The sequence below is a fragment of the Streptomyces hokutonensis genome (genome assembly GCF_000376565.1).
In the GTDB taxonomy this organism is placed as follows: Bacteria; Actinomycetota; Actinomycetes; order Streptomycetales; family Streptomycetaceae; genus Streptomyces; species Streptomyces hokutonensis.
In genome coordinates this window covers 55,333-79,086 of record NZ_BARG01000011.1, presented here as the reverse complement: position 1 = coordinate 79,086, position 23,754 = coordinate 55,333, and the positions used below count along the sequence as shown (strand labels likewise).

Here is a 23,754-nt window from a genome sequence, read left to right as displayed (position 1 = left end):
TGCTCAGGACCGCTTTCGACCAAGGTGTTTTCTGGTCCATTCCACGGCGTCCGCGTACCGCGCCTCCGCCCCGTGCCGGGTCGGTTCGTAGTACGTGCGGTCCTTCAGCTCCTCCGGGGCGTACTGCTGCTCGGCGATCCCCTCGGGCAGGTCGTGCGGGTAGACGTACCCCTGGGCGTGGCCGAGCTTGGCCGCGCCCTTGTAGTGCCCGTCCCGCAGATGCATCGGCACCGGGCCCGCGTGCCCCTTGCGTACGTCCTCCATGGCGGCGCCGATCGCCGTGGTCGCCGCGTTGGACTTGGGGGCCAGGGCGAGCGCAATGGTGGCGTGGCTGAGGGTGAGCGCGGCCTCCGGGAAGCCGATCATCGCCACGGCCTGGGCGGCGGCGACCGCGATGGGCAGCGCGTTGGGATCGGCGAGGCCGATGTCCTCGCTGGCGGAGATCATCAGGCGGCGGGCGATGAAGCGGGGGTCCTCGCCGGCCTCGATCATGCGGGCGAGGTAGTGCAGGGCCGCGTCGACGTCCGAGCCGCGGATGGACTTGATGAGGGCGCTGGCCACGTCGTAGTGCTGGTCGCCGTCCCGGTCGTACTTCACGGCGGCCCGGTCGACCGTCTCCTCCAGGGTCTGGAGGGTGATGTCCGGCTCGCCCTTGTCGAGGGCGGCTCCGGCGGCGGCCTCCAGGGCGGTCAGCGCGCGGCGGGCGTCGCCGCCGGCGATGCGCAGCAGGTGGTTCTCGCTGTCCTCGGGGAGGGTGACCGCGTCCTTGAGACCGCGTTCGTCGGACAGGGCGCGGCGCAGCAGGGCGCGCAGGTCTTCGTCCGTGAGGGGTTCGAGGGTGAGGAGCAGGGAGCGGGACAGGAGCGGGGAGATCACCGAGAAGTACGGGTTCTCCGTGGTCGCCGCGATCAGGGTCACCCAGCGGTTCTCGACGGCCGGGAGGAGGGAATCCTGCTGGGCCTTGCTGAAGCGGTGGATCTCGTCGAGGAAGAGGACGGTCTCCTTGCCGAAGCCGCCGGTCGCGCGCCGGGCGCCGTCGATGACCGCCCGGACCTCCTTGACCCCCGCGGTGATCGCGGACAGCTCCACGAACCGCTTGTTAGTCGCCTTGGAGACGACGTAGGCGAGGGTCGTCTTCCCGGTGCCGGGCGGCCCCCAGAGGATCACCGAGGACGGTCCGGCCGGGCCGCCCGCGCCCTCACCGACCAGTCGGCGCAGGGGTGAGCCCGGCTTCAGGAGGTGCTGCTGGCCCACGACCTCGTCGAGGGTGCGCGGGCGCATCCGTACCGCCAGGGGACTGCCGGACGGGTCCTTCTCCTGGCGTTCTTCGGCTGCGGCGGTGAAAAGGTCGGGCTCCACGTCCAAAACCCTATGTCACGCCACTGACAATCCGGTCGGGCCGGGATTACGCCCAGAGCTGGGTGCCCCAGCGGGTCAGGATCAGCATGGCGATGATGCCGACGTGGGTGACCGGGAGGACCCAGGTGAACTCGCCCAGGAAGTTCTTCACCGGGCGCGGGACCTTCAGGAAGTCGTTGCGCATGTTGAACGAGGTGACGTACCAGAACATCGTGATCGTGGCGACCCAGGCCAGCGAGCACCACAGGCACAGCGCGTTGATCCGGTACAGCGACTGGAACTGCAGCCACGTGCAGAAGCCCACTCCGAAGAGCGTGCCGAAGTTGAAGGTCAGCCAGTACCAGCGCGGGAACTTCACCCGGGTCAGCAGGCTGATGCCGACGCAGATGACGATGCCGTAGGCGACCAGGCCGAGCATCGGGTTCGGGAAGCCGAAGGCGGCGGCCTGCTTGCTCTCCATGACGCTGCCGCAGGACACGATCGGGTTGATGCTGCAGCTCGGGGTGAACGTCTTGCCCGCGAGCTTGCCCTCGAGGATCTTGAACTTGTCGATCGTGATGACCCACGCGGCGAGCAGTCCGGCCGCACCGGTGATCACCAGCAGCACGGCGAAGGCCCGGCTGCTGCCGACCGCGCGCGGCTCCTCTGCCGTGTGCTCCGGCTCGGAGTCGGTGGAGACGTCCTTCACTGTCGTCTTGCTCATCACGCCGATCCGTCACTTGAGAGTTGGACCATCTTCGGGCAGGGCCATTGTGCCGCACGCATGGCCCTGTCCACCGTTCGGTGGACATAAGGAAGTACGTACGGTCGTCCCTGAACGCTCGATTCCGGACGATGCTCATGGCATGACAACACAGGCGAACGACCTCGCAGTGGATGTGCGGGGGCTGCGCAAGCAGTACGGGGACGTGACCGCCGTAGACGGAATCGATCTCGAAATCCGCACGGGAGAGGTGTTCGGGCTGCTCGGGCCCAATGGCGCGGGCAAGAGCACCACGGTGGAGATCCTCCAGGGCAACCGGGGCCGGGACGCGGGCGAGGTCCTGGTACTCGGGTCGGACCCGGCGACGGGCACGCGCGCGTGGCGTTCACGGGTCGGCATCGTCTGGCAGGACGAATCGGCACCCGCGGAGTTGACGGTCGGCGAGACCGTACGGCACTTCGCCCGCTACTACCCGCGTCCGCGCGACCCCGAGGAGGTCATCGGCCTGGTGGGTCTGGAGGCCAAGGCGGACAGCCGCATCAAGGCGCTCTCGGGCGGACAGCGCAGGCGGCTCGACGTGGCCCTCGGAGTGATCGGCGATCCGGAACTCCTGCTCCTGGACGAGCCGACGACCGGTTTCGACCCGGCCGCCCGGCGCCAGTTCTGGGACCTGATCCGCAAGCTCGCCGGCGAGGGCACCACCATCCTCCTCACCACCCACTACCTGGAGGAGGCGGAGAACCTCGCCGACCGCCTCGCCATCGTCGCCAAGGGCCGGGTGGTCGCCGAGGGCGAACCGGCCGCCCTGCGCGAGCGCCACGGCACCGGAGCCACCGTCGAGTGGACCGAGCAGGACGGCACCCCGCGCGCGGAGCACACCGACACTCCCACCAAGGTCGTGGCCGAGCTCATGCACCGCTTCGACGGCGAGATCCCCGGCCTGCTGGTGACCCGCCCCACCCTGGAGGACGTCTACCTCCGGCTGACCGGACAGGAGGACGTGCGATGACCACGACGGCAGTGCGGGCCCGGCCCCGGACCTCCGAGGAACGGCTGCCCGGCGCCTGGGGGCTCGGGCTGCGGCGCGGGGTGCTGGAGCTCAAACAGTTCTTCCGCCAGCGCGACCAGGTGGTCTTCACCTTCGCCTTCCCGGTCGTCTTCCTCTTCCTCTTCGCGTCGATCTTCAAGGACGACGTCCGGGGCGCGGGCGTCACCGCCTCCCAGCTCTACGTCCCGGCCATGATGGCCGCCGGCATCATGTCGACGAGTTTCCAGTCCCTCGGCATCTCGATCGCGATCGAACGCGACGAGAAGGTGCTGCGCCGGCTGCGCGGCACGCCGATGCCACCGGCCGCGTACTTCCTCGGCAAGATCTGGCTGGTTCTGGTCACGGGCCTGCTGGAGACGGCGATCCTGCTGCTCGTCGGGACCGGTTTCTACGGCGTCGATCTGCCCTCCTCCGCCGGCAAGTGGCTGGACTTCGGGTGGATCTTCGTGCTCGGTCTCACGGCGTGCGCACTGCTCGGCATCGCGGTCAGCTCGGTGCCCAAGTCAGGCAAGAGCGCGACCTCCGTGGTCGTACTGCCCTTCCTGGTCCTGCAGTTCATCTCCGGGGTGTACATCTCGATCGACACGATCCCGGACTGGATGCTCAACATCGGGGCCCTGTTCCCGCTGAAGTGGATGTGCCAGGGGCTGCGCGGGGTGTTCCTGCCCTCCTCGGCGCAGGTGCTGGAGCAGGCCGGGAGCTGGGAGTTCGGGAAGATCGCGCTGGTGCTCGGGGCGTGGTGCGTCGGAGGATTGCTGCTGTGCCTGCTGACCTTCCGGTGGAAGAACCGGCGCGACGGATGACCGTCCCCGCCCCGGTGAAGGGGTCGTACACCTGGGACCGGTCGTTCCGGATCTGGGACACGTACTTCGCCCTGATCTGGCTGGCCACCCTGGTGTTCGTGCTCGGCACGGACAGGCCGGGGTGGCCGGTGCGCGTGGTGGCGGCCGGGCTGCTCGTCCCGCTGGTCCCGCTGTACGTCCGGCTCGGGCGCCCGGTCCTCCAGGGCGATCCGCCCGACGAACGGCGGGCCGTCACCTATCTCGTGGCGCAGATGGCGCTGTTCCTGCCCTCGGCGGTGCTGGTCGGCGAGACCCGGCTGATGGCCTTCGCCCTCGTCCCGCCCTGCTTCATGATGCTGCGGCTGCGCTGGGCGCTGATCGCGGTGACCGTGATCAACATCGCGCCGGTGATCGGCTGGGCGCTGCTGTGGTGGCCCGGCGCCCACGACGTGTTCTTCAACTCGGTGTTCGCCGTGGTCACCCTGGTCTTCTCGATCGCCCTCGGCACCTGGATCATCCGGGTCATCGAACAGAGCCAGGAGCGCGCCGAGTTGATCGCCGAACTGGACGCGAGCCGTCACGAGGTCTCCCGGCTGTCCTCGGCGCACGGCGCGCTGGCCGAACGCGAGCGCATGGCCCGGGAGATCCACGACACCCTCGCCCAGGGCTTCACCAGTCTGCTGATGCTGGTCCAGGCGGTGGAGGCCGAGCTGGACGAGGACCTCCCCCAAGCCCGCCGCCACCTCGCGCTGATGGACGAGACCGCCCGGCAGAACCTCGCCGAGGCCCGCGCCCTGGTCGCCGGCGGCACCCCGGCCGACCTCGCCGACGCCTCACTGCCGGACGCCCTGCGCCGGCTCGCCGCGCGCCATGACGCGGTACTGGAGGTGACCGGCTCCGTGCGCGCCCTGCCCGCCGGACCCGAGGTGGTCGCCCTGCGCTCCTGTCAGGAGGCCCTTGCCAACGCCCGCAAGCACGCGGGGAGTTCGGCGCGGCTGAGCCTCACGCTGGCGTACGCCGACGCGACGCTGACCGTCTCGGTGCGGGACGACGGGTGCGGTTTCGACCCGGCCGCGGTGTCCGGCGGCTACGGCCTGGCGGGGCTCCGCACCCGGGCCGCGGAGGTGGGCGGGACGGCGCGGGTGCGCAGCGCGCGCGGCGGGGGAACGACGGTGACCGTAGAGCTGCCGGTATCGCCCGCAACGCCATTGAGGAGTCCCCGATGATCCGGATCGTGCTGGCCGACGACCATCCCGTCGTACGGGAGGGGCTGCGGGCCATGCTCAGTGCCGAACCGGATCTCGACGTGATCGCCGACGCGTCCAGCGGGCCGCAGGCCGAGGCGTTGGCGGCCGAACTCCGGCCCGACATCGTGCTGATGGACCTGCGGATGCCGGGCGGCGGGGGTGTCGACTCCATCGTGCGGATGAGCGAGGCCGGGCTGCCGTGTCGGGTGATCGTCCTCACGACGTACGAGACGGACCGGGACATTCTGCGTGCGGTGGAGGCGGGGGCGGCGGGCTATCTGCTGAAGGATCTGCCTCGGGGTGAGCTTGCCGACGCGGTACGGGCCGCTGCGCGGGGCGAGACCGTGTTGGCGCCCTCCGTGGCCGCCCGGTTGGTGGACCAGTTGCGGACGAAGCCGGAGCGGCCGCGGTTGTCGGAGCGGGAGACTGCGGTGTTGCGGTTGGTGGCGGAGGGGTGCACCAACGCGGAGATCGGGCGGCGGTTGCACATCGGGGAGTCGACAGTGAAGACCCATCTCCTGCGCGTGTTCGGCAAGTTGGGGGTCGACGACCGGACGGCGGCGGTGACGAGTGCGATGCGGTTCGGGTTGCTGGACTAGCGGTTCTTCGCCCCCGCCGCCCCTACCCGTCCCGTCCCGGGGCTCCGCCCCAGACCCCGCTCCTCAAACGCCGGAGGGGCTGAATTTTCAGCCCGTCCGGCGTTTGAGGACGAGGCCGTTCAGGCCGAAGCGGGGGCTGGGGGCGGCAGCCCCCAGGGACGGGACGGGTAGGGGCGGCGGGGGCGAAGAACTCCCGGCCTCAGCCGAGCTTCGACTCCAGTTCCGCCACGATCTCGTTCACCGCGACCGCCGACTGCTGGCCGGACTCCATGTCCTTCAACTGCACGACACCCTCGGCGAGATCCCGCTCGCCGGCGACGATCGTGTAGCGGGCGCCGCTGCGGTTGGCGTTCTTCATCGCGCCCTTGAGGCCCTTGGAGCCGTAGGAGAAGTCGGCCGCGATGCCCAGCTTGCGCAACTCCGTCACCTTGGCGAAGAGGACGCGCCGCGCCTCCTCGCCGAGCGGAACCGCGAACACGCTGGTGGACGCAGGGAGTTCGAGTTCGACGCCCTCCGCCTCCAGGGCCAGGACCGTACGGTCGACGCCCAACGCCCAGCCCACGGAGGGCAGTGCGGGTCCGCCGATCATCTCGGAGAGGCCGTCGTAGCGACCGCCGCCGCCCACCGCGGACTGGGAGCCCAGACCGTCGTGGACGAACTCGAAGGTCGTACGGGTGTAGTAGTCCAGGCCGCGGACCAGCTTCGGGTCGTCCTCAAAACCCACGCCCGCCGCCGTGATCAGTTCGCGGACCTCCTCGTGGTACGCCTTGCACGCGTCGCACAGGTAGTCGCGCAGCAGCGGCGCGTCCGTCAACTGCTTCTGGACATCGGGGCGTTTGTCGTCGAGGACCCGCAGCGGGTTGATGTCCGCGCGGCGCAGCGTCTCCTCGTCGAGGTCGAGGCCGCGCAGGAAGTCCTGGAGCGCGGCCCGGTAGACCGGACGGCACTCCTTGTCGCCCAGGCTGTTGAGAAGGATGCGGAAGTCGCGCAGACCCAGGGAGCGGTACGCCTGGTCCGCCAGGATGATCAACTCGGCGTCCAGCGCCGGGTCTTCGGCACCGATCGCCTCGGCACCGACCTGGGAGAAGTGGCGGTAACGGCCCTTCTGGGGGCGCTCGTAGCGGTAGTAGGAGCCCGAGTACCAGAGCTTGACGGGGAGGTTGCCCAGCTTGTGCAGGTTGGCCTCAAGTGCCGCGCGCAGGACGGAGGCCGTGCCCTCGGGGCGCAGGGCGAGCTTGGAGCCGCCCTTGGTCTCGAAGGCGTACATCTCCTTGGTCACGATGTCGGTGGACTCACCGACACCGCGCGCGAACAGCTCGACGTTCTCGAAGCCAGGCGTCTCGATGTAGCCGTAGCCGGAGTTGCGCAGCGGTGTGGCGATCGCCTCGCGCACGGCGAGGTACTTGGCCGACTCCGGCGGAATCAGGTCGTACGTGCCCTTGGGGGCCTGAAAGGTGCTCACGAAAGTCTCGTCACATTCCTCGTCGGGGAGCCTTCACATGGGCTCCCTGGCCGGAGGCCACCTCCCGCAGATACGGGTTCGTGGCGCGCTCCTGGCCGATGGTCGTCTGGGGGCCGTGGCCGGACAGCACCACGGTCGAGTCGTCGAGCGGCAGGCACACACGGGCCAGCGAGTCGAGGATCTCGGCGTGGGAGCCGCCGGGCAGGTCGGTGCGTCCGATGGAGCCGGCGAAGAGCAGATCCCCGGAGAAGAAGACCGAGGGGATCTCGGCCGTCTCCGGCATCTGGAACGTCACCGACCCCTTCGTATGGCCCGGCGCATGCGCGACCGAGAACTCCAGTCCCGCCAGCTCCAGCCGCGCTCCGTCGGTCAGCTCCTTGACCTCGTCGGGCTCCCCCACGGTCAGCTCGCCCATCAGCGGCATCCCGATCGAGCGGCCGAGCGCCTTCTCGGGGTCGCTCATCATGAAGCGGTCCTCGGGGTGGATCCAGGCCGGCACGTCGTGCGCGCCGCACACCGGGACGACCGAGGCCACATGGTCGATGTGGCCATGGGTGAGGACGACCGCGACGGGCTTGAGCCGATGCTTCCTGAGCGCTTCCTCGACTCCCTCGGCGGCCTGGTGGCCCGGGTCGATGATCACGCACTCCTCACCGGCGGCGGGGGCGACGAGATAACAGTTCGTCCCCCAGGCCCCGGCGGGGAACCCGGCAATGAGCACGATCGTCCTTCGTTGTGTCGATACGGGTGGGGATAAGGATCCCTGCGTCAGTGGTCAGAGCCTACCGGCGCTGCCGAATCCTCAGCGAACCCATATACGGTACGGGGCACACGCAGGCGGTCGGCTCACAAGACGCACGCGTCCCAGTCGACGTATGAGACGCATGAGGAGAGAATCCGGTGGTCACCCAGGAACAGCGGAAGCGGCAGCTCGCGCGGGAGAAGTTCTTGCGGCAGCAGCAGCGGCGCACGGCCGCTCGGCGCAAGGCGCGGGCACGCAACTCGGTGATCGCGTCGGTGCTCGGCGTGATCGTGATCGGCAGTGTCGCCCTCTACACGACCGGCGTTCTGAAGAACGACGACGACAAGTCCAACGCGAGCGCGGACGTGACGCCCAGCGCCTCGGCGACGGCGAGCAAGGCGCCGGACCCGTGCGCGAAGCCGGCCGCGGGCAAGATCAAGACGGAGACCTGGAAGAAAGAGCCGGCGGTCACGATCGACAAGTCGGCGAAGTACACGATGAAGCTGGCGACGACCTGCGGCGACATCGACATCGCGCTGAAGACGTCGGCCGCGCCGCACACGGTGAACTCGTTCAACTTCCTTGCGAGCAAGGGCTTCTTCGACCACACGAAGTGCCACCGGCTCACCACCAGCGGCATCTACGTGCTGCAGTGCGGCGACCCGACGGGCGCCGGCAGCGGCGGTCCCGGCTACACGATCCCGGACGAGAACCTGAAGGACACCAGCCTCAAGGGCGGGTCGTACCCGGCGGGCACGGTGGCGATGGCCAACACCGGTCAGAAGCACACCGGCGGCAGCCAGTTCTTCCTGGTCTACAAGGCCAGTCCGCTCCCGGCGAGCTACACCCCGTTCGGTACCATCTCGGCCTCCGGGATGAAGGTTCTGAACAAGATCGCGGCGGCCGGTGAGAGCACGGGGCAGGGCGACGGCGCACCGAACGCGACCGTCGTGATCAACAAGGCGACCGTCACCAAATCCTGACCGTCAACAGGGAAACTTCGGTCGCGCGGGATGCGGACAGGCAACCCGCCGGTCGCCTATGTTGGCCGTGACGAAACTGTGGACGATGCCCGGGGGCACAGAGGCCCTGTGCAGGCATCATGTGGAGGAGGCGCTGTGAGCAGCGACCCGTGGGGACGCGTCGACGAGACGGGGACCGTGTACGTGCGTACGGCCGACGGCGAGCAGGTCGTCGGTTCCTGGCAGGCCGGCTCCCCTGACGAGGCGCTGGCCTACTTCGAACGCAAGTACGAGGGCCTGGTTGTCGAGATCGGCCTCCTCGAAAAGCGCGTGAAGACCACCGACCTGTCGGCGAAGGACGCGCAGGCCGCCGTCGACCATCTGCGCGAGCAGGTCGACGCCCACCACGCGGTCGGCGACCTCGCCGCGCTGCGGGTCCGGCTCGACAAGCTCGTGGAGACCGTCGAGGCGCGCCGCGAGGAGCGCAAGCAGCAGCGCGCCAAGCAGTCCGACGAGGCCAGGCACGCCAAGGAGGCGCTGGTCGTCGAGGCGGAGGAGCTTGCGCAGTCCGACCAGTGGCGGGCCGCCGGTGAGCGGCTGCGCGCCCTGGTGGACACCTGGAAGGGTCTGCCGCGGCTGGACCGCAAGTCGGACGACGAACTGTGGCACCGCTTCTCGCACGCCCGGTCGGCCTTCTCCAAGCGCCGCAAGGCGCACTTCGCGTCGCTGGACGCGCAGCGCGAGGAGGCCCGCAAGACCAAGGAGAAGCTGGTCGCCGAGGCCGAGGGTCTGTCGGCCTCGACGGACTGGGGTCCCACGGCCGCGCGGTACCGCGAGCTGATGTCCGACTGGAAGGCGGCGGGCCGCGCCCAGCGCGAGCACGAGGACGATCTGTGGAACCGCTTCCGCGGCGCCCAGGACGTCTTCTTCGCCGCCCGCAGCTCGGTCTTCGCCGAGCGGGACGCGGAGCAGACGGAGAACCTGAAGCTCAAGGAGGAGCTCGCCGAGGAGGCCGAGAAGCTGCTGCCGATCGGCGACCTCAAGGCGGCCCGCGCGGCCTTCCGCTCGATCAACGAGCGCTGGGAGGCCATCGGCCACGTACCGCGTGACTCCCGCCCGAAGGTCGAGGGCCGGATGCACGCGGTCGAGCGGGCCCTCCAGGAGTCCGAGGAGACCGAGTGGCGGCGGACGAACCCGGAGGCACGCGCGCGTGCCGAGGGTCTGACCGGTCAGCTCCAGGCCGCGGTGGACAAGCTCAGGGGCCAGATCGAGCAGGCACGCGCCCAGGGCAACAACTCCCGCGCCGACAAGCTGGAGCGCGAGCTGGAGGGCCGCCAGGCCCTGCTGGACCAGGCGCTGAAGGGCCTCCAGGAGTTCGGCGGCTGACAGCAGTCGCAGACATGGAGAAGGGGCTCCCGTACATCGCGTACGGGAGCCCCTTCTGCGCCCGTTCTACGACTTGTTGCGCGCCGACGTCACGCGGTAGACGTCGTAGACGCCCTCGACGCCCCTGACGGCCTTCAGGACGTGGCCCAGGTGCTTGGGGTCGCCCATCTCGAAGGTGAAGCGGGAGGTGGCGACGCGGTCGCGGGAGGTCTGGACGGCCGCGGAGAGGATGTTGACGTGCTGGTCGGACAGGACGCGGGTGACGTCCGAGAGGAGCCGGGAGCGGTCCAGGGCCTCCACCTGGATGGCGACCAGGAAGACCGAGGACTGGGTGGGCGCCCACTCGACTTCGAGGATGCGCTCCGGTTCGCGGGACAGTGACTCCACGTTGACGCAGTCGCTGCGGTGAACCGATACGCCGCTACCCCGGGTGACGAAACCGATGATGGGGTCGCCGGGGACGGGCGTACAGCAGCGGGCCAGTTTGACCCACACGTCGTCGACGCCCTTGACGACGACACCCGGGTCGGCGTTCGACCGGCGCTTGCGGCCCCGGCCGGTCGTCGGCGGCACGCTCTCGTCGATCTCCTCGGTGGCCGCCTCCTCGCCGCCGAGCGCCTGCACCAGCTTCTGTACGACGTTCTGCGCGGCGACATGGCCCTCGCCGATCGCCGCGTACAGCGAGGAGATGTCCGGGTAGCGCATCTCGTGCGCGAGGGTGACCAGGGAGTCGCCGGTCAGGATGCGCTGGATCGGCAGGTTCTGTTTGCGCATCGCGCGGGCGATGGCGTCCTTGCCCTGCTCGATCGCCTCGTCGCGGCGCTCCTTGGAGAACCAGGCTCTGATCTTGTTGCGGGCGCGCGGCGACTTGACGAAGCCGAGCCAGTCGCGGGAGGGGCCCGCGCCGGGTGCCTTGGAGGTGAAGACCTCCACCAGGTCGCCGTTGTCCAGGGTGGATTCGAGCGGTACGAGGCGGCCGTTGACCCGTGCTCCTATGGTCCGGTGGCCGACCTCGGTGTGCACCGCGTACGAGAAGTCCACCGGGGTGGCGCCCGCCGGCAGCGCTATCACGTCGCCCTTGGGCGTGAAGACGAAGACCTCGTTGCGGGACAGGTCGAAGCGCAGCGACTCCAGGAACTCGCCCGGGTCCTCGGTCTCCTTCTGCCAGTCGAGCAACTGGCGCAGCCACGCCATGTCGTTGAGGTGGTCGTCCTTGCCGGTGGTCCTCGGCTGGTCAGAGCGGACCTTGGAGGTGCCGGCGACGGCCTCCTGCTTGTACTTCCAGTGCGCGGCGATGCCGTACTCGGCACGGCGGTGCATGTCGAAGGTGCGGATCTGGAGCTCAACCGGCTTGCCGTTGGGGCCGATCACGGTCGTGTGCAGCGACTGGTACATGTTGAACTTGGGCATCGCGATGTAGTCCTTGAACCGGCCGGGGACCGGATTCCATCGCGCGTGCACGGTGCCGAGGGCCGCGTAGCAGTCGCGGACGGTGTCCACGAGGACGCGGATGCCGACCAGGTCGTAGATCTCCGCGAAGTCGCGGCCGCGGACGATCATCTTCTGGTAGACGCTGTAGTAGTGCTTCGGGCGGCCGGTGACGGTCGCCTTGATGCGGGCGGCGCGCAGGTCGGTCTGGACCTCGTCGGTCACTATGGCCAGGTACTCGTCACGCTTCGGTGCCCGCTCGGCCACCAGCCGGACGATCTCGTCGTACATCTTGGGGTAGAGGATCGCGAAGGCGAGGTCCTCCAGTTCCCACTTGATGGTGTTCATGCCCAGGCGGTGGGCGAGCGGCGCGTAGATCTCCAGGGTCTCGCGCGCCTTCTTCTCCTGCTTCTCGCGCTTGAGATAGCGCATCGTGCGCATGTTGTGCAGGCGGTCGGCGAGCTTGATGACCAGGACGCGCGGGTCCTTGGCCATCGCGACGACCATCTTGCGCACGGTCTCGGCCTGCGCCGCCTCGCCGAACTTGACCTTGTCCAGCTTGGTCACGCCGTCGACGAGCAGGGCCACGGAGTCGCCGAAGTCGCGGCGGAGCTGGTCGAGGCCGTACTCGGTGTCCTCGACGGTGTCGTGCAGCAGGCCGGCCATCAGCGTCGCCGGGTCCATGCCGAGTTCGGCGAGGATCGTGGTGACGGCGAGCGGGTGCGTGATGTACGGGTCGCCGCTCTTGCGCTTCTGGCCGCGGTGCCAGCGCTCGGCGACCTGGTAGGCACTCTCGACCTGGCGGAGGGTGGCGGTCTCGATCTTCGGGTCGTTGCTGCGCACTATCCGCAGCAGGGGCTCCAGGACCGGGTTGTACGGGTTGGAGCGCTGCACACCGAGGCGGGCCAGACGGGCGCGGACACGGTTGGAGGAGCCGCCGCCGGTGCGGGCGGGCTGACCGGCGGCGGGCCGGGGCGCGACGGCCGGGGCCGGGCGCTCGGGCTGGTCGGGCTTGGGGCGCGAGGGCTCGGCCGCCTTGTCGGCGGGCGCCGTCTGGGCGTGCTCCGCCGTCCCGCGCGGTTCGCTCTGCGCGGTCGTCGCGCCGGGCGCGGGCTCCGCCGCGGGGCCCGGGGTGGGCTCGGGCTTGGCGGCGGTCAGGGGCTGGGCCTCGTCTGCCAAGAGGACTCCTCGTGCGCGATCCGGGTCCCCCGGTCAGGCTCCGGAGTGCCCATGGTAGCGATCCCGGGCTCGGGGATCGCCTTCAGGCCGATGTGAGGGCCGTCTACCGGTGAAACGCGGGGGGCTGCCGCCGGCATTCCAGGAGTGGATTCAGGGTGGCTCGGGGGTGCTCTGCGGATGGCGTGGGGGTGGTCCCGGTGCGTTGCCGACTGCAGGTTCGTCGTGGCTGGTCGCACAGTTCCCCGCGCCCCTGAGGGAGTGGCACCGGGGCCCGTTGCATCGCAACGGCCGTCCCCCTGGTCCGGGGACGGCCGTTGTGTCACGCGATCACGTCAGACTACGAGCAGTGCTTCCAGCGGTGCCCCGCCCAGTGCCGGCTCCAGGCGGGCGCGGCCCGCGAGGAAGCCCAGTTCCATCAGGACCGCGAGGCCGGCGACCTCGGCGCCCGCCCGGCGGATCAGCTGGATCGCGGCCTCGGCCGTGCCGCCCGTGGCCAGGACGTCGTCGACGATCAGGATGCGGTCGTCGGCCGACAGGTCCTCCGCGTGGACCTCGATCTCTGCGGAGCCGTACTCCAGCTCGTACGCCTGGCTGAGGGTGGCTCCGGGGAGCTTGCCCGCCTTGCGTACGGGGATGAAGCCGACGCCCGCGCGGACGGCCACCGGGGCGCCGAGGATGAAGCCGCGGGCCTCCAAGCCGACGACCTTGGTGGCGCCGGTGCGCTCGACGACCTCGGCGAGCGCGTCCGTGAGGGCCGTGAACGCGGCCGGGTCCGCCAGGAGCGGGGTGATGTCCTTGAACATCACGCCCGGCTCCGGGTAGTCGGCCACATCGCGGATACGGCTGAGCAGCAGCTCCTGGACGTCGGTCATCGGCGCTTCCCCGAGGGGCGGCCACGGCCGCGGTTGCGGGACGCCGGCTGGGTGCGCGGGCCCACGACGGCTGCCGCGTCCTCGGGCTCGTCGTCGTAGTCGTCGTCCGAGCGGTCGGTGACCTGGGACTCCGCCGGCTCGCCCTGTGCGGCGGCCTGGGCGCGCTTGGCGAGGACGCGCTTCTTGAGCGCCTTCATCTGCGGCTCGGCCTCCTTGAGGTCGGCGACGAGCGGCGTGGCGATGAAGATCGAGGAGTAGGCACCGGCCGCGAGGCCGACGAACAGCGACAGCGAGATGTCGTTGAGGACACCCGCGCCGAGGAAGCCACCGCCGATGAACAGCAGGGCCCCGACCGGCAGCAGCGCGACGACCGTGGTGTTGATGGAACGCACCAGGGTGCCGTTGATCGACCGGTTGGCGACGTCGCTGTAGGTCCAGCGGGTCTGCTTGGTGATGTCCTTGGTCTGCTCCTTGAGGCTGTCGAAGACGACGACCGTGTCGTAGAGCGAGTAACCGAGAATGGTCAGCAGACCGATCACCGTGCCGGGCGTGACCTCGAAGCCGACGAGGGCGTAGATGCCGATGGTGATCGTGATGTCGTGGATCAGGGCGACGAGCGCCGCCAGGGCCATGCGCCACTCGAAGGCGATCGCCAGATAGATCACGACCAGCACCATGAAGATCGCCAGGCCCTCCCAGGCCTTGTTGGCGACCTGGTCACCCCAGCTGGGGCCGACCAGGTCCGCGGCGATGCTCTCGGAGCTGACGTTCAGGTCCTTCGCCAGCTTCGTCTTGATGGCGTCGGACTTGTCGGTGTCGATACCGGCGATCTGGATGCGCAGGCTGCCGTCACCGAGCTTCTGGACGACCGCGTCGTGGCCGGAGGCGTCCTCGGCGTACCTCTCCGCCTGGCTCACCGAAGCGCTCATCTTCTTCGGCGTGGTGAAGGCGGCGCCGCCCTGGAACTCGATGCCCATGTTCAGGCCGCGCACCGTCAGGCCGAGGATGGCCGTGATGGTGATCAGGATCGAGATGCCGTACCAGATCTTGCGATTGCCGACGAAGTCGTACCCGACCTCGCCACGGTGCAGTCGGGCGCCGAGGTTGCCGAGCTTCGACATCTCACGCCTCCTTCGGGTCGACGGGGGCGGAGGGACGGCGGGTGCGGCGCAGGGGCGCCTTGGCGCCGAGGGCCTTCGGGTCGAGGCCGGAGTACTTGTGGCCGGTCGAGAAGAACTTCCGGCGGGCGAGGATCGTCATCAGCGGCTTGGTGAAGAGGAAGACGACGACCACGTCGAGCACGGTGGTCAGACCGAGCGTGAACGCGAAGCCCTGGACCTTGCCGACGGTGACGATGAACAGCACCGCGGCGGCGAGGAACGACACGAAGTCGGAGACCAGGATGGTGCGCCGGGCGCGGGGCCAGGCCCGCTCCACGGAGGGACGCAGCGAGCGGCCCTCGCGGATCTCGTCCCGGATGCGTTCGAAGAACACGATGAACGAGTCCGCGGTGATACCGATCGCGACGATCGCACCGCACACGGCCGGCAGGTTCAGCGCGAAGCCGATGCCCGGGCCGAGCAGCGTCATGATCACGTACGTGAGGATCGCGGAGACCAGCAGCGAGGGGATCGCGATGACCGACAGGCCGCGATAGAAGATCAGCAGGTAGATGACGACCAGCGCGAGGCCGATCGCGCCCGCGACCAGACCGGCGTGCAGCTGCTCACCGCCGAGGGCCGCGGTCACGGTGGTGACGCTGTCCTCCTTGAAGGTCAGCGGCAGGGCGCCGTACGACAGCATGTTGGCGAGGCTCTGGGCCTCTTCCTGGGTGAAGCTGCCGGAGATCTCCGCGCTGCCGCCGGTGATCGACGAGCTGACGGAGGGGCTGGAGACGACCTGGCCGTCGAGGACGATGCCGAACTCGTTCTGCGGGGCGGTGTTCTTCGCCAGCTCACCGGTGACCTTGGCGAACTTGTCGCCGCCCTTGCCGGTGAAGTCCATGGTGACCTGCCAGCCGGCGGCGGTCGTCGTGTTGTAGACGGCCGAGGCCTTCTTGACGTCCGTGCCGTCGACGGCGGCGGGACCGAGCAGGTACTTGTACCAGACGCCGTTGACCTGGCCGCAGGCCACGGTCGCGTCGGTGGCCTTGGCGCCCTTGCCCGCGGTGTTCTGAGTCGACTTCTTGGAGCAGTCGAGCGCGGTGTACTGGGCCTCCAGCTTGGTGGCCGCCGCGCTGGCGGCGCTGCTGCTGGACGCCGACGGGCTGGCGCTGGCCGAGGCCGAGGCGCTGGCGCTCGCGGACGGGGTGGAGTCGGCCTTCAGGGCGTCGCTCGCGGCACGTCCCTGCGAGGTGGCGGTGGCCGTCGGGGTCGCCGAGCCGGTCTTGGACGAGGAAGCCGTCGTCTTGGGGCTGGCCGAGCTCGACGGGCTGCTGGAAGCACTGCCCGAGGCGCTCGGGGACGGGCTCGCCGCGGCGCCGACCGACGCCTCCGTGGCCAGGACCGGGCGGAAGTACAGCTTGGCGGTGGTACCGACCTGCTGGCGCGCTTCCTCCGAGTTCGTGCCCTTGGGGATGTTGACGATGATGTTCCTGGTGCCCTGCGTCTGGACCTCGGCCTCCGAGACACCAAGACCATTGACACGGCGGTTCATGATGTCGACCGCGGTGTCCATGTTGGCCTTGTTGATCGCGGATTCCTGGCCCTTCTCCGGGACGGCCCGGAGAGTGATGCTCGTACCGCCGGCCAGGTCGATGCCGAGACGCGGAGTGGTGTGCCCGGATGCGAACATGCCACCCGTGAGCGCCACGATGGCGATCAGGATGAGGGCCAGCGAGCGCCCTGGCTTGCTCTGGGCGCTCGCGCTACGGCCCCTCTTAGGTGCTGCCACCTTCTCGTACTCCCTCTCGGGCCGCTCCGCGCCGGGTCAGCGCGCCTGCGGCCATGACATGGTGTCGGGATCCCGTGCGAGCGACGCACGTACCCGGGGTGCGCGGGGCGCGAGCGGATCGCGCCGCGCTCCCGGGACGTGACTACTTCGCGTCGGAGTCGCCGTCGGTCTTCTTCGGCTCTTCGTCCGTCTTGGCCTCGGCGGCCTCGGCCGGCTCCTCGGTGGCGTCGGCGGGCTCTTCGGCCGCGTCCTTCTTGCCGAGGTCGATGGGCTTGTCGTCGGAAGAGTCGGCGGCGGGCTCGTCGGTCTCGGTGAGGGAGGAAGCGTCGTCCGGGACGACGTCGGAGTCGTCCTTCAGGTCGTGCTCGATGCCGTGGACGATGCGGTTGTACTCGTCGTCGGTGAGGACGGCGCCGATCGCGTTCTTCGCGAAGAGGAGCTCGACGCCGGGGCCGGCGTCGAGGAGAACCGTCTCCTCGTTGACCTCCTTGACCGTCGCGTACACGCCCCCGATCGTGCGGACGCCGGTGCCGGGCTGCATGTCATTACGCATCGACGCGGCCGCCTGCTGCTTGCGCTTGGCAGAGCGGGTCATCAGGAACATGGCCCCGATGAGCACGATGAACGGGAGGAGGGTCACGATATTCACGGGACGGAATTTCCTTCGCACGACCGCGGCGGTGAGCGGCCTGGTGGATGGGGGTGGTCGGCGCCGCCCACAAAGGCGGCATCGGCGGAGTCTAAGCGAGTCCACGCTGATGGAACAACGCACAGCATGGCACCGGGGTTCCTGACCCGGCCAGTGCCCCCGCCGTCACGCCCCGAACAGGTCCCCTTGTCCGTTTCCCCCGGTTGACGAGCGGGGCGGGGTGAGGCCGAGATGGGCCCACGCGGCGGGGGTGGCGACGCGTCCCCGGGGGGTGCGGGCCAGCAGGCCTTCGCGGACGAGGAAGGGTTCGGCGACCTCTTCGACGGTCTCGCGCTCCTCCCCCACCGCGACCGCGAGCGTGGAGAGGCCGACCGGTCCGCCGCCGAACAGCTTGAGCAGGGCCTCCAGGACACCGCGGTCGAGCCGGTCGAGGCCGCGGCCGTCGACCTCGTACACCTTGAGGGCCGCCCCTGCGATGTCCCGGGTGATGAAGCCGTCGGCCTTGACCTGCGCGTAGTCCCGGACGCGGCGCAGCAGCCGGTTGGCGATACGGGGGGTGCCGCGGGACCGGCCGGCGATCTCGGCGGCGCCGTCCGGATCGATCTCCACGTCGAGGAGGTTCGCCGAGCGGTGGATGACGCGCTCCAGCTCGGCGGGTTCGTAGAACTCCATGTGCGCGGTGAAGCCGAAGCGGTCGCGCAGCGGGGGCGGCAGCAGTCCCGCGCGCGTGGTGGCGCCGACCAGGGTGAACGGCGGGAGTTCGAGCGGGATCGCGGTGGCGCCGGGGCCCTTGCCGACGATGACGTCGACGCGGAAGTCCTCCATCGCCATGTAGAGCATCTCTTCGGCGGGCCTCGACATGCGGTGGATCTCGTCGAGGAAGAGGACCTCGCCCTCCTGGAGGGAGGAGAGGATCGCGGCGAGGTCGCCGGCGTGCTGGATCGCGGGGCCGCTGGTGATGCGGATGGGGGCGCCCATCTCGGCCGCGATGATCATCGACAGGGTGGTCTTGCCGAGGCCGGGAGCACCGGAGAGCAGCACGTGGTCGGCGGTGGCGCCACGCGCGCGTGCGGCCCGCAGCACCAGGTCGAGCTGTTCGCGGACCTTCTCCTGGCCGATGAACTCGCCCAGGTCCTTGGGGCGCAGGGCGGCCTCGACGGCCTGGTCCTCGCGGTCGGCGACCGAGCCCACCAGCCGCTCGGCGGCGGTCTCGTCGGTCGTGTCGTCCCAGTTCACTGACGTCTCCTAGCGGGCGCGGTTCAGGGTCTGCAGGGCGGCCTTGAGCAACTGCCCCACCTGCGGCGCCCCTTCGGCGGCCTCGGCCTGCGGTGCTACGGCGGCCACGGCCTCGTCGGCCTCGCGGGTGGCGTACCCGAGGCCGATGAGGGCCGCGTGCAGCTGGTCGCGCCAGCCGCTGGTGACCGGGGCGCCGATCGCCGGGGCGTTGCCCACGGGTGCGCCGAGCCGGTCCTTGAACTCGAGGAGCAGCTTCTGCGCGCCCTTCTTGCCGATGCCGGGCACCGCCATCAGCGCCTTCTCGTCACCGGCGGCGACCGCGCGGCGCAGGGCGTCCGGGGTGTGCACGGCCAGCATCGCCTGCGCGAGCCGGGGTCCGACGCCGGTCGCGGTCTGCAGCAGCTCGAAGATCTGGCGCTCGTCGTCGTCCACGAAGCCGTACAGAGTGAGCGAGTCCTCGCGGACGACGAGGGAGGTGGCGAGCTTGGCCGGCTTGCCCAGGCGGAGCGTGGACAGCGTGTTCGGCGTGCACTGGATCGCCATGCCGACACCGCCGACCTCCACCACCGCGGCGTCGGGAGCGAGTGCGGCGACCGTGCCACTGACGAAGGCGATCATGCGGTACGGCCTTTCGATGCGTTCGGGGACTTGGCTGCGTGCAGGGCGACGGCCTGCTGAAGTCGGTTCTGGGCGACCGCCTGCTGGAGGCGGTTCTGCGCGGGGGCCCGCCAGATGTGGCAGATGGCGAGGGCGAGGGCGTCGGCCGCGTCGGCGGGCTTGGGGGGCGCGTCGAGCCGGAGCAGCCGGGTCACCATGGCGCCGACCTGGGCCTTGTCGGCGCGTCCGCTGCCGGTGACGGCGGCCTTGACCTCGCTGGGGGTGTGCAGGGCGACCGGGATGCCGCGGCGGGCGGCGCACAGCATGGCTACGGCGCTGGCCTGGGCGGTGCCCATCACCGTACGGACGTTGTGCTGGCTGAACACCCGCTCCACGGCGACGAATTCGGGCCGGTGCTCGTCCAGCCACGCCTCGATGCCCTGCTCGATGGCGACCAGACGCTGCCCCAACTCGGCGTCCGCCGGGGTCCGTACGACACCGACGCCGACCATGGTGAGCGGCCGGCCGGCGACGCCTTCGACGACACCGACACCGCAGCGCGTGAGACCGGGGTCCACCCCGAGTACCCGCACACCAACCCCCCTCGTTCGATCGCCTGTTTGTGCAGGCTATCGGGTGTCACTGACAAAGCGACGGGCCGACGGGGTGTGTCCCGTCGGCCCGTTCGGCTTGTCGGCGGCTCAGGCGTCGACCTTCTCCATGACCTCGTCGCTGACGTCGAAGTTGGCGAAGACGTTCTGCACGTCGTCGCTGTCCTCCAGGGCGTCGATCAGCTTGAAGATCTTGCGGGCGCCCTCTTCGTCCAGCTCGACCTGCATGGTCGGGACGAAGTTGGCGTCGGCGGAGTCGTAGTCGATCCCGGCGTCCTGGAGCGCGGTGCGGACCGCGACCAGGTCGGTGGCCTCGGAGATGACCTCGAAGGACTCACCGAGGTCGTTGACCTCCTCGGCGCCCGCGTCGAGCACGGCACCCAGGACGTCGTCCTCGGTCAGCTCCCCCTTGGGGACGACGACGACGCCCTTGCGGTTGAAGAGGTACGAGACGGAGCCGGGGTCGGCCATGTTCCCGCCGTTGCGGGTCATGGCGACGCGAACGTCCGAGGCGGCGCGGTTGCGGTTGTCGGTGAGGCACTCGATGAGCACCGCGACACCATTGGGGCCGTAACCCTCGTACATGATCGTCTCGTAGTCGGCGCCACCGGCTTCGAGACCGGCGCCGCGCTTGACGGCGGAGTCGATGTTCTTGTTCGGGACCGAGCTCTTCTTGGCCTTCTGGATGGCGTCGAAGAGCGTCGGGTTGCCGGACACATCGGCACCACCGGTACGGGCCGCGACCTCGATGTTCTTGATCATCTTCGCGAAGAGCTTGCCGCGCTTGGCGTCGATCACGGCCTTCTTGTGCTTCGTCGTAGCCCATTTAGAGTGGCCGGACATCTGCCTGTCTCCTTCGCGTAACCCAACTCTTTACGAACCCCAGAGATCCTACTAGGACCCCGGAGCCAGGTTCGCGCGCACCATGTCGACGAACAGCGAGTGCACGCGGTGGTCGCCGGTCAGTTCCGGGTGGAACGACGTGGCGAGCGCGTTGCCCTGGCGGACCGCGACGATGTGGCCCTCGTGTTCGGCGAGGACCTCCGTCTCGGCGCCGACTGACTCCACCCAGGGGGCGCGGATGAAGACGCCCTCCACAGGATCGCCCTCAATGCCCCGGACGTCGACAGCTGCTTCGAAGGACTCGTTCTGCCGCCCGAAGGCGTTGCGGCGCACGATCATGTCGATGCCGCCGATCGTCTCCTGGCCCGAGCGCGGGTCGAGGATCTTGTCGGCGAGCATGATCAGGCCGGCGCAGGTGCCGTAGACGGGCATACCGGCACGCACGCGTGCGCGCAGGGGGTCCATCAGTCCGAAGAGGACGGCCAGCTTGGAGATGGTGGTGGACTCACCCCCGGGGATGACGAGGGCGTCCACCTCGGCGAGTTCCTCGGGGCGCCTGACCTGCCTGGCCACGGCGTCGGCCGCGGCCAGGGCGATCAGGTGTTCCCGTACGTCGCCCTGGAGCGCGAGCACTCCGACTACGGGAGTGGTCATCACCAGCCCCGGTTCGCGTAACGCTCGGCCTCGGGGAGGGTGTCGCAGTTGATGCCGACCATGGCCTCACCGAGGTTGCGGGACGCGTCCGCGATGATCTTCGGGTCGTCGTAGAACGTGGTGGCCTTGACGATGGCGGCGGCGCGCTTGGCCGGGTCGCCGGACTTGAAGATGCCGGAGCCGACGAAGACACCCTCGGCGCCGAGCTGGCGCATCAGCGCGGCGTCGGCGGGGGTGGCGACGCCACCGGCGGAGAACAGCACGACCGGGAGCTTGCCCAGCTCGGCGACCTCGCGGACCAGCTCGTACGGGGCGCGCAGGTCCTTGGCGGCGGCGTACAGCTCGTTGTTGTCGAAGCCGCGCAGACGGGCGATCTCGTTCTTGATCTGGCGCAGGTGACGGACCGCCTCGACGACGTTGCCGGTGCCGGCCTCGCCCTTGGAGCGGATCATCGCGGCGCCCTCGGCGATGCGGCGCAGAGCCTCGCCCAGGTTGGTGGCACCGCAGACGAAGGGGGTGGTGAAGGCGAACTTGTCGCTGTGGTTGACCTCGTCGGCCGGGGTGAGGACCTCGGACTCGTCGATGTAGTCGACGCCGAGGGACTGCAGGACCTGGGCCTCGACGAAGTGGCCGATGCGGGACTTGGCCATGACCGGGATGGAGACCGCCTCGATGATCTCCTCGATCATGTTCGGGGCGGACATCCGGGCCACTCCGCCGTCCTTGCGGATGTCGGCGGGGACCCGCTCCAGGGCCATGACGGCGACGGCGCCTGCGTCCTCGGCTATCTTCGCCTGCTCGGCGTTGACCACGTCCATGATCACACCGCCCTTGAGCTGCTCGGCCATCCCGCGCTTCACGCGCGCGGTGCCGGTCTCGGGAGTCTGGGCGGAGCTGGGGGTGCTGGACACGGGGTGACCTCACTCGGTGAAAGAGGGCTGCTGCAGTACCGAGGAAACGCGAGAGATGCAGGCCACAGCAAGGGCCAATGGGTAGCCGGTGGATCGTTTTCGAACCGGTGTGCCCCGGGGTGATCTCTACGCGGCCCGGTCGACCAGTGCCGCCGGTGGCTCGTCGTCCATTTCGAAGGCCATGGGGAAGGGGGCGTGTCCGGCCAGGTGGAACCAGCGGACCTTGCGGTGTTCGCGGAGGCGGCGGGCGGCGCCCACGGTGTCGTTGTGGAAGCGGCGGGCCATCGGGACGCGGCGTACCGACTCGGCGAGTTCGCGGGCCGCCGCCTCTCCGCCGGGAGCCTCGCGGACGCCCTCGACCTGCGGAGGCTCGGCGAAGACGGCGCGCAGGGCCTGGCTCAACTCGCTCTCGGCGACCTCCCGTTGCTCCTCCTCGGCCTGCCGGGCGGCGTGCGCGGCCTCGTAGAGGACGATCGAGGCGGCCGGGTCGAGAACGCCCGAGGTGGCCAACTCCTGTGTCACCGAGGCACGGCGCAGCAGTTGGGCGTCGAGCGCCGCGCGGGCCGCGTCGATCCGGGCGTGCAGCCGGTCGAGCCGGCCCGCGGTCCAGCTCAGGTACAGGCCGATCGCCACCAGGGCGACGAGGATCCAGATCAGAGTTGCGCTCACGGGCGGCAAGGCTACCCGCCCGTGGTCACGCTCCCGACAGGTCCCGCGCGCACCGGAAACCCCCGTGCCCCGTCGAGGAGTCGGGGGTGTTCTTGGAGCGGGCGGCGACCCGGTAGCGGTGGCAGTAGGAGGCGTGGCAGAGGTACGAGCCGCCGCGGATCACGCGTTCCTCGCCGCCGGGTACGAAGCTGTCGGCGCACCACTCCCACACGTTGCCGGACATGTTGAACAGGCCGAAGGCATTGGGCTCGTACGCGTCCACGGGGACCGTGCCCGTGGTGCCGCCGGTGCGGGTGCTGGTCCTGGGGAAGTCGCCCTGCCAGGTGTTCAGCAGCTCGGGGTCGAAATCGTCGCCCCAGGGATAGCGCCGACCGTCGAGGCCACCCCGTGCCGCGTACTCCCACTCGGCCTCGGTGGGCAGCCGGGCGCCCGCCCAGGCGCAGTAGGCGAGGGCGTCGTGGTGGGACACGTGCACTACGGGGTGGTCCGCGCGGTCGACGACATCGGAACCGGGGCCCTCCGGTGCTCTCCAGGACGCGCCTTCCACTCCGAGCCACCAGGGAGCCGCCTCGACCTGGCCGAACACGGCGTCCCGCGCGCGGGGGTGCAGCAGCAGGTGGAACACGAACGAACTGCCGTACCGCTCCGCCTCGGTGACGTACCCGGTGTCGTCCACGAAGCGGGCGAAGCGCGCGTTGGAGACGGCGGTCGCGTCGACGCGGAACGGCTCGACGGTCACCGTACGGACGGGTCCCTCCGCGTCCTCCGGGTAGCCCTCGTCGAAGGCGTCGCCCATGCGGAACTCACCGCCTGGCAGGGCGATCGCGCGGGTGTCGTCGCCGGATCGGCCGACAGGCACCCCGAGTTGGAAACCCGAACCGACCTCCCCGCGCGCGGGAGAGCAGCACGCCCCCGCGCGGTCG

General features: G+C 69.9%; 23 protein-coding genes. 6 read left to right on the top strand and 17 right to left on the bottom strand.

Annotation, left to right across the window (positions count from 1 at the left end):
- Positions 1–3: 3 nt before the first annotated feature.
- Together SSP08S_RS04510 and SSP08S_RS04505 are read right to left on the bottom strand one after the other, a co-directional pair.
- Positions 4–1,359, bottom strand: coding sequence for a replication-associated recombination protein A (locus SSP08S_RS04510; RefSeq protein WP_019066380.1), 1,356 nt, complete (start codon positions 1,357–1,359; stop codon positions 4–6).
- 46 nt (positions 1,360–1,405) lie between these two features.
- Complete coding sequence (locus SSP08S_RS04505) at positions 1,406–2,062, bottom strand: vitamin K epoxide reductase family protein (RefSeq protein ID WP_019066379.1); 657 nt, start codon at positions 2,060–2,062, stop codon at positions 1,406–1,408.
- Positions 2,063–2,204: 142 nt separating this feature from the next.
- Between SSP08S_RS04505 and SSP08S_RS04500 the strand changes: the two genes are divergently transcribed.
- The 4 genes from SSP08S_RS04500 to SSP08S_RS04485 are packed head-to-tail and all read left to right on the top strand — an operon-like array spanning position 2,205 to position 5,738.
- The gene (locus SSP08S_RS04500; RefSeq protein ID WP_026178173.1) at positions 2,205–3,071 is read left to right on the top strand and encodes an ABC transporter ATP-binding protein; all 867 of its coding nucleotides are present in this window, start codon (positions 2,205–2,207) and stop codon (positions 3,069–3,071) included.
- Complete coding sequence (locus SSP08S_RS04495; RefSeq protein ID WP_019066377.1) at positions 3,068–3,913, top strand: ABC transporter permease; 846 nt, start codon at positions 3,068–3,070, stop codon at positions 3,911–3,913. The genes SSP08S_RS04500 and SSP08S_RS04495 overlap by 4 nt, the downstream gene beginning before the upstream one ends.
- Positions 3,910–5,118: a sensor histidine kinase gene (locus tag SSP08S_RS04490; protein ID WP_019066376.1), complete on the top strand. Its 1,209-nt coding sequence runs from the start codon at positions 3,910–3,912 to the stop codon at positions 5,116–5,118. Before SSP08S_RS04495 ends, SSP08S_RS04490 begins: the two co-directional genes overlap by 4 nt.
- A complete protein-coding gene (locus tag SSP08S_RS04485; RefSeq protein ID WP_019066375.1) occupies positions 5,115–5,738 on the top strand; it encodes a response regulator in 624 nt (207 codons plus the stop codon). Before SSP08S_RS04490 ends, SSP08S_RS04485 begins: the two co-directional genes overlap by 4 nt.
- 199 nt (positions 5,739–5,937) lie before the next feature.
- On the opposite strand, the gene hisS is transcribed toward SSP08S_RS04485, so the two are convergent.
- Complete coding sequence (hisS, locus tag SSP08S_RS04480) at positions 5,938–7,200, bottom strand: histidine--tRNA ligase (protein ID WP_019066374.1); 1,263 nt, start codon at positions 7,198–7,200, stop codon at positions 5,938–5,940.
- Positions 7,201–7,210: 10 nt separating this feature from the next.
- The gene (locus SSP08S_RS04475) at positions 7,211–7,921 is read right to left on the bottom strand and encodes an MBL fold metallo-hydrolase (RefSeq protein ID WP_019066373.1); all 711 of its coding nucleotides are present in this window, start codon (positions 7,919–7,921) and stop codon (positions 7,211–7,213) included.
- 179 nt (positions 7,922–8,100) lie between these two features.
- On the opposite strand from SSP08S_RS04475, the gene SSP08S_RS04470 reads away from it, so the two are divergent.
- Both SSP08S_RS04470 and SSP08S_RS04465 read left to right on the top strand, forming a co-directional pair.
- Entirely contained in the window at positions 8,101–8,925 is an 825-nt protein-coding gene (locus SSP08S_RS04470; protein WP_019066372.1) for a peptidylprolyl isomerase, read from the top strand.
- 135 nt (positions 8,926–9,060) lie between these two features.
- A complete protein-coding gene (locus SSP08S_RS04465; protein ID WP_019066371.1) occupies positions 9,061–10,290 on the top strand; it encodes a DUF349 domain-containing protein in 1,230 nt (409 codons plus the stop codon).
- 66 nt (positions 10,291–10,356) lie between these two features.
- Here the strand turns inward: SSP08S_RS04465 and SSP08S_RS04460 are convergent, their stop codons facing one another.
- The 13 genes from SSP08S_RS04460 to SSP08S_RS04400 all read right to left on the bottom strand — a co-directional run bounded on the left by SSP08S_RS04460 (position 10,357) and on the right by SSP08S_RS04400 (position 23,690).
- Entirely contained in the window at positions 10,357–12,897 is a 2,541-nt protein-coding gene (locus SSP08S_RS04460) for a RelA/SpoT family protein (RefSeq protein ID WP_019066370.1), read from the bottom strand.
- A 332-nt stretch (positions 12,898–13,229) separates the two neighbouring features.
- Entirely contained in the window at positions 13,230–13,769 is a 540-nt protein-coding gene (locus tag SSP08S_RS04455) for an adenine phosphoribosyltransferase (protein ID WP_019066369.1), read from the bottom strand.
- On the bottom strand, positions 13,766–14,890 hold the full coding sequence (gene secF, locus SSP08S_RS04450; RefSeq protein ID WP_019066368.1) for a protein translocase subunit SecF: 1,125 nt from the start codon (positions 14,888–14,890) through the stop codon (positions 13,766–13,768). Before secF ends, SSP08S_RS04455 begins: the two co-directional genes overlap by 4 nt.
- Position 14,891: 1 nt before the next feature.
- Complete coding sequence (gene secD / locus SSP08S_RS04445) at positions 14,892–16,661, bottom strand: protein translocase subunit SecD (RefSeq protein WP_078532336.1); 1,770 nt, start codon at positions 16,659–16,661, stop codon at positions 14,892–14,894.
- A 142-nt stretch (positions 16,662–16,803) separates the two neighbouring features.
- Positions 16,804–17,310 carry a preprotein translocase subunit YajC gene (gene yajC / locus SSP08S_RS04440; protein WP_019066366.1) on the bottom strand — a complete coding sequence of 169 codons (507 nt, stop codon included), beginning with the start codon at positions 17,308–17,310 and terminating at the stop codon, positions 16,804–16,806.
- Between the two features lie 165 nt (positions 17,311–17,475).
- A complete protein-coding gene (gene ruvB / locus SSP08S_RS04435) occupies positions 17,476–18,546 on the bottom strand; it encodes a Holliday junction branch migration DNA helicase RuvB (protein WP_019066365.1) in 1,071 nt (356 codons plus the stop codon).
- A gap of 9 nt (positions 18,547–18,555) precedes the next feature.
- Complete coding sequence (gene ruvA, locus SSP08S_RS04430) at positions 18,556–19,164, bottom strand: Holliday junction branch migration protein RuvA (protein ID WP_019066364.1); 609 nt, start codon at positions 19,162–19,164, stop codon at positions 18,556–18,558.
- Entirely contained in the window at positions 19,161–19,736 is a 576-nt protein-coding gene (ruvC, locus tag SSP08S_RS04425) for a crossover junction endodeoxyribonuclease RuvC (RefSeq protein WP_019066363.1), read from the bottom strand. Before ruvC ends, ruvA begins: the two co-directional genes overlap by 4 nt.
- Before the next feature lie 108 nt (positions 19,737–19,844).
- A complete protein-coding gene (locus SSP08S_RS04420) occupies positions 19,845–20,597 on the bottom strand; it encodes a YebC/PmpR family DNA-binding transcriptional regulator (protein ID WP_019066362.1) in 753 nt (250 codons plus the stop codon).
- 51 nt (positions 20,598–20,648) lie between these two features.
- Positions 20,649–21,251: a pyridoxal 5'-phosphate synthase glutaminase subunit PdxT gene (gene pdxT, locus SSP08S_RS04415; RefSeq protein ID WP_019066361.1), complete on the bottom strand. Its 603-nt coding sequence runs from the start codon at positions 21,249–21,251 to the stop codon at positions 20,649–20,651.
- Positions 21,251–22,162 (bottom strand): pyridoxal 5'-phosphate synthase lyase subunit PdxS, encoded by a 912-nt coding sequence (gene pdxS, locus SSP08S_RS04410; protein ID WP_019066360.1) that lies wholly within the window; start codon positions 22,160–22,162, stop codon positions 21,251–21,253. The genes pdxT and pdxS overlap by 1 nt, the downstream gene beginning before the upstream one ends.
- Before the next feature lie 126 nt (positions 22,163–22,288).
- Positions 22,289–22,831, bottom strand: coding sequence for a membrane protein (locus SSP08S_RS04405; RefSeq protein WP_019066359.1), 543 nt, complete (start codon positions 22,829–22,831; stop codon positions 22,289–22,291).
- Between the two features lie 25 nt (positions 22,832–22,856).
- Complete coding sequence (locus tag SSP08S_RS04400; RefSeq protein WP_019066358.1) at positions 22,857–23,690, bottom strand: formylglycine-generating enzyme family protein; 834 nt, start codon at positions 23,688–23,690, stop codon at positions 22,857–22,859.
- Positions 23,691–23,754: the final 64 nt, after the last annotated feature.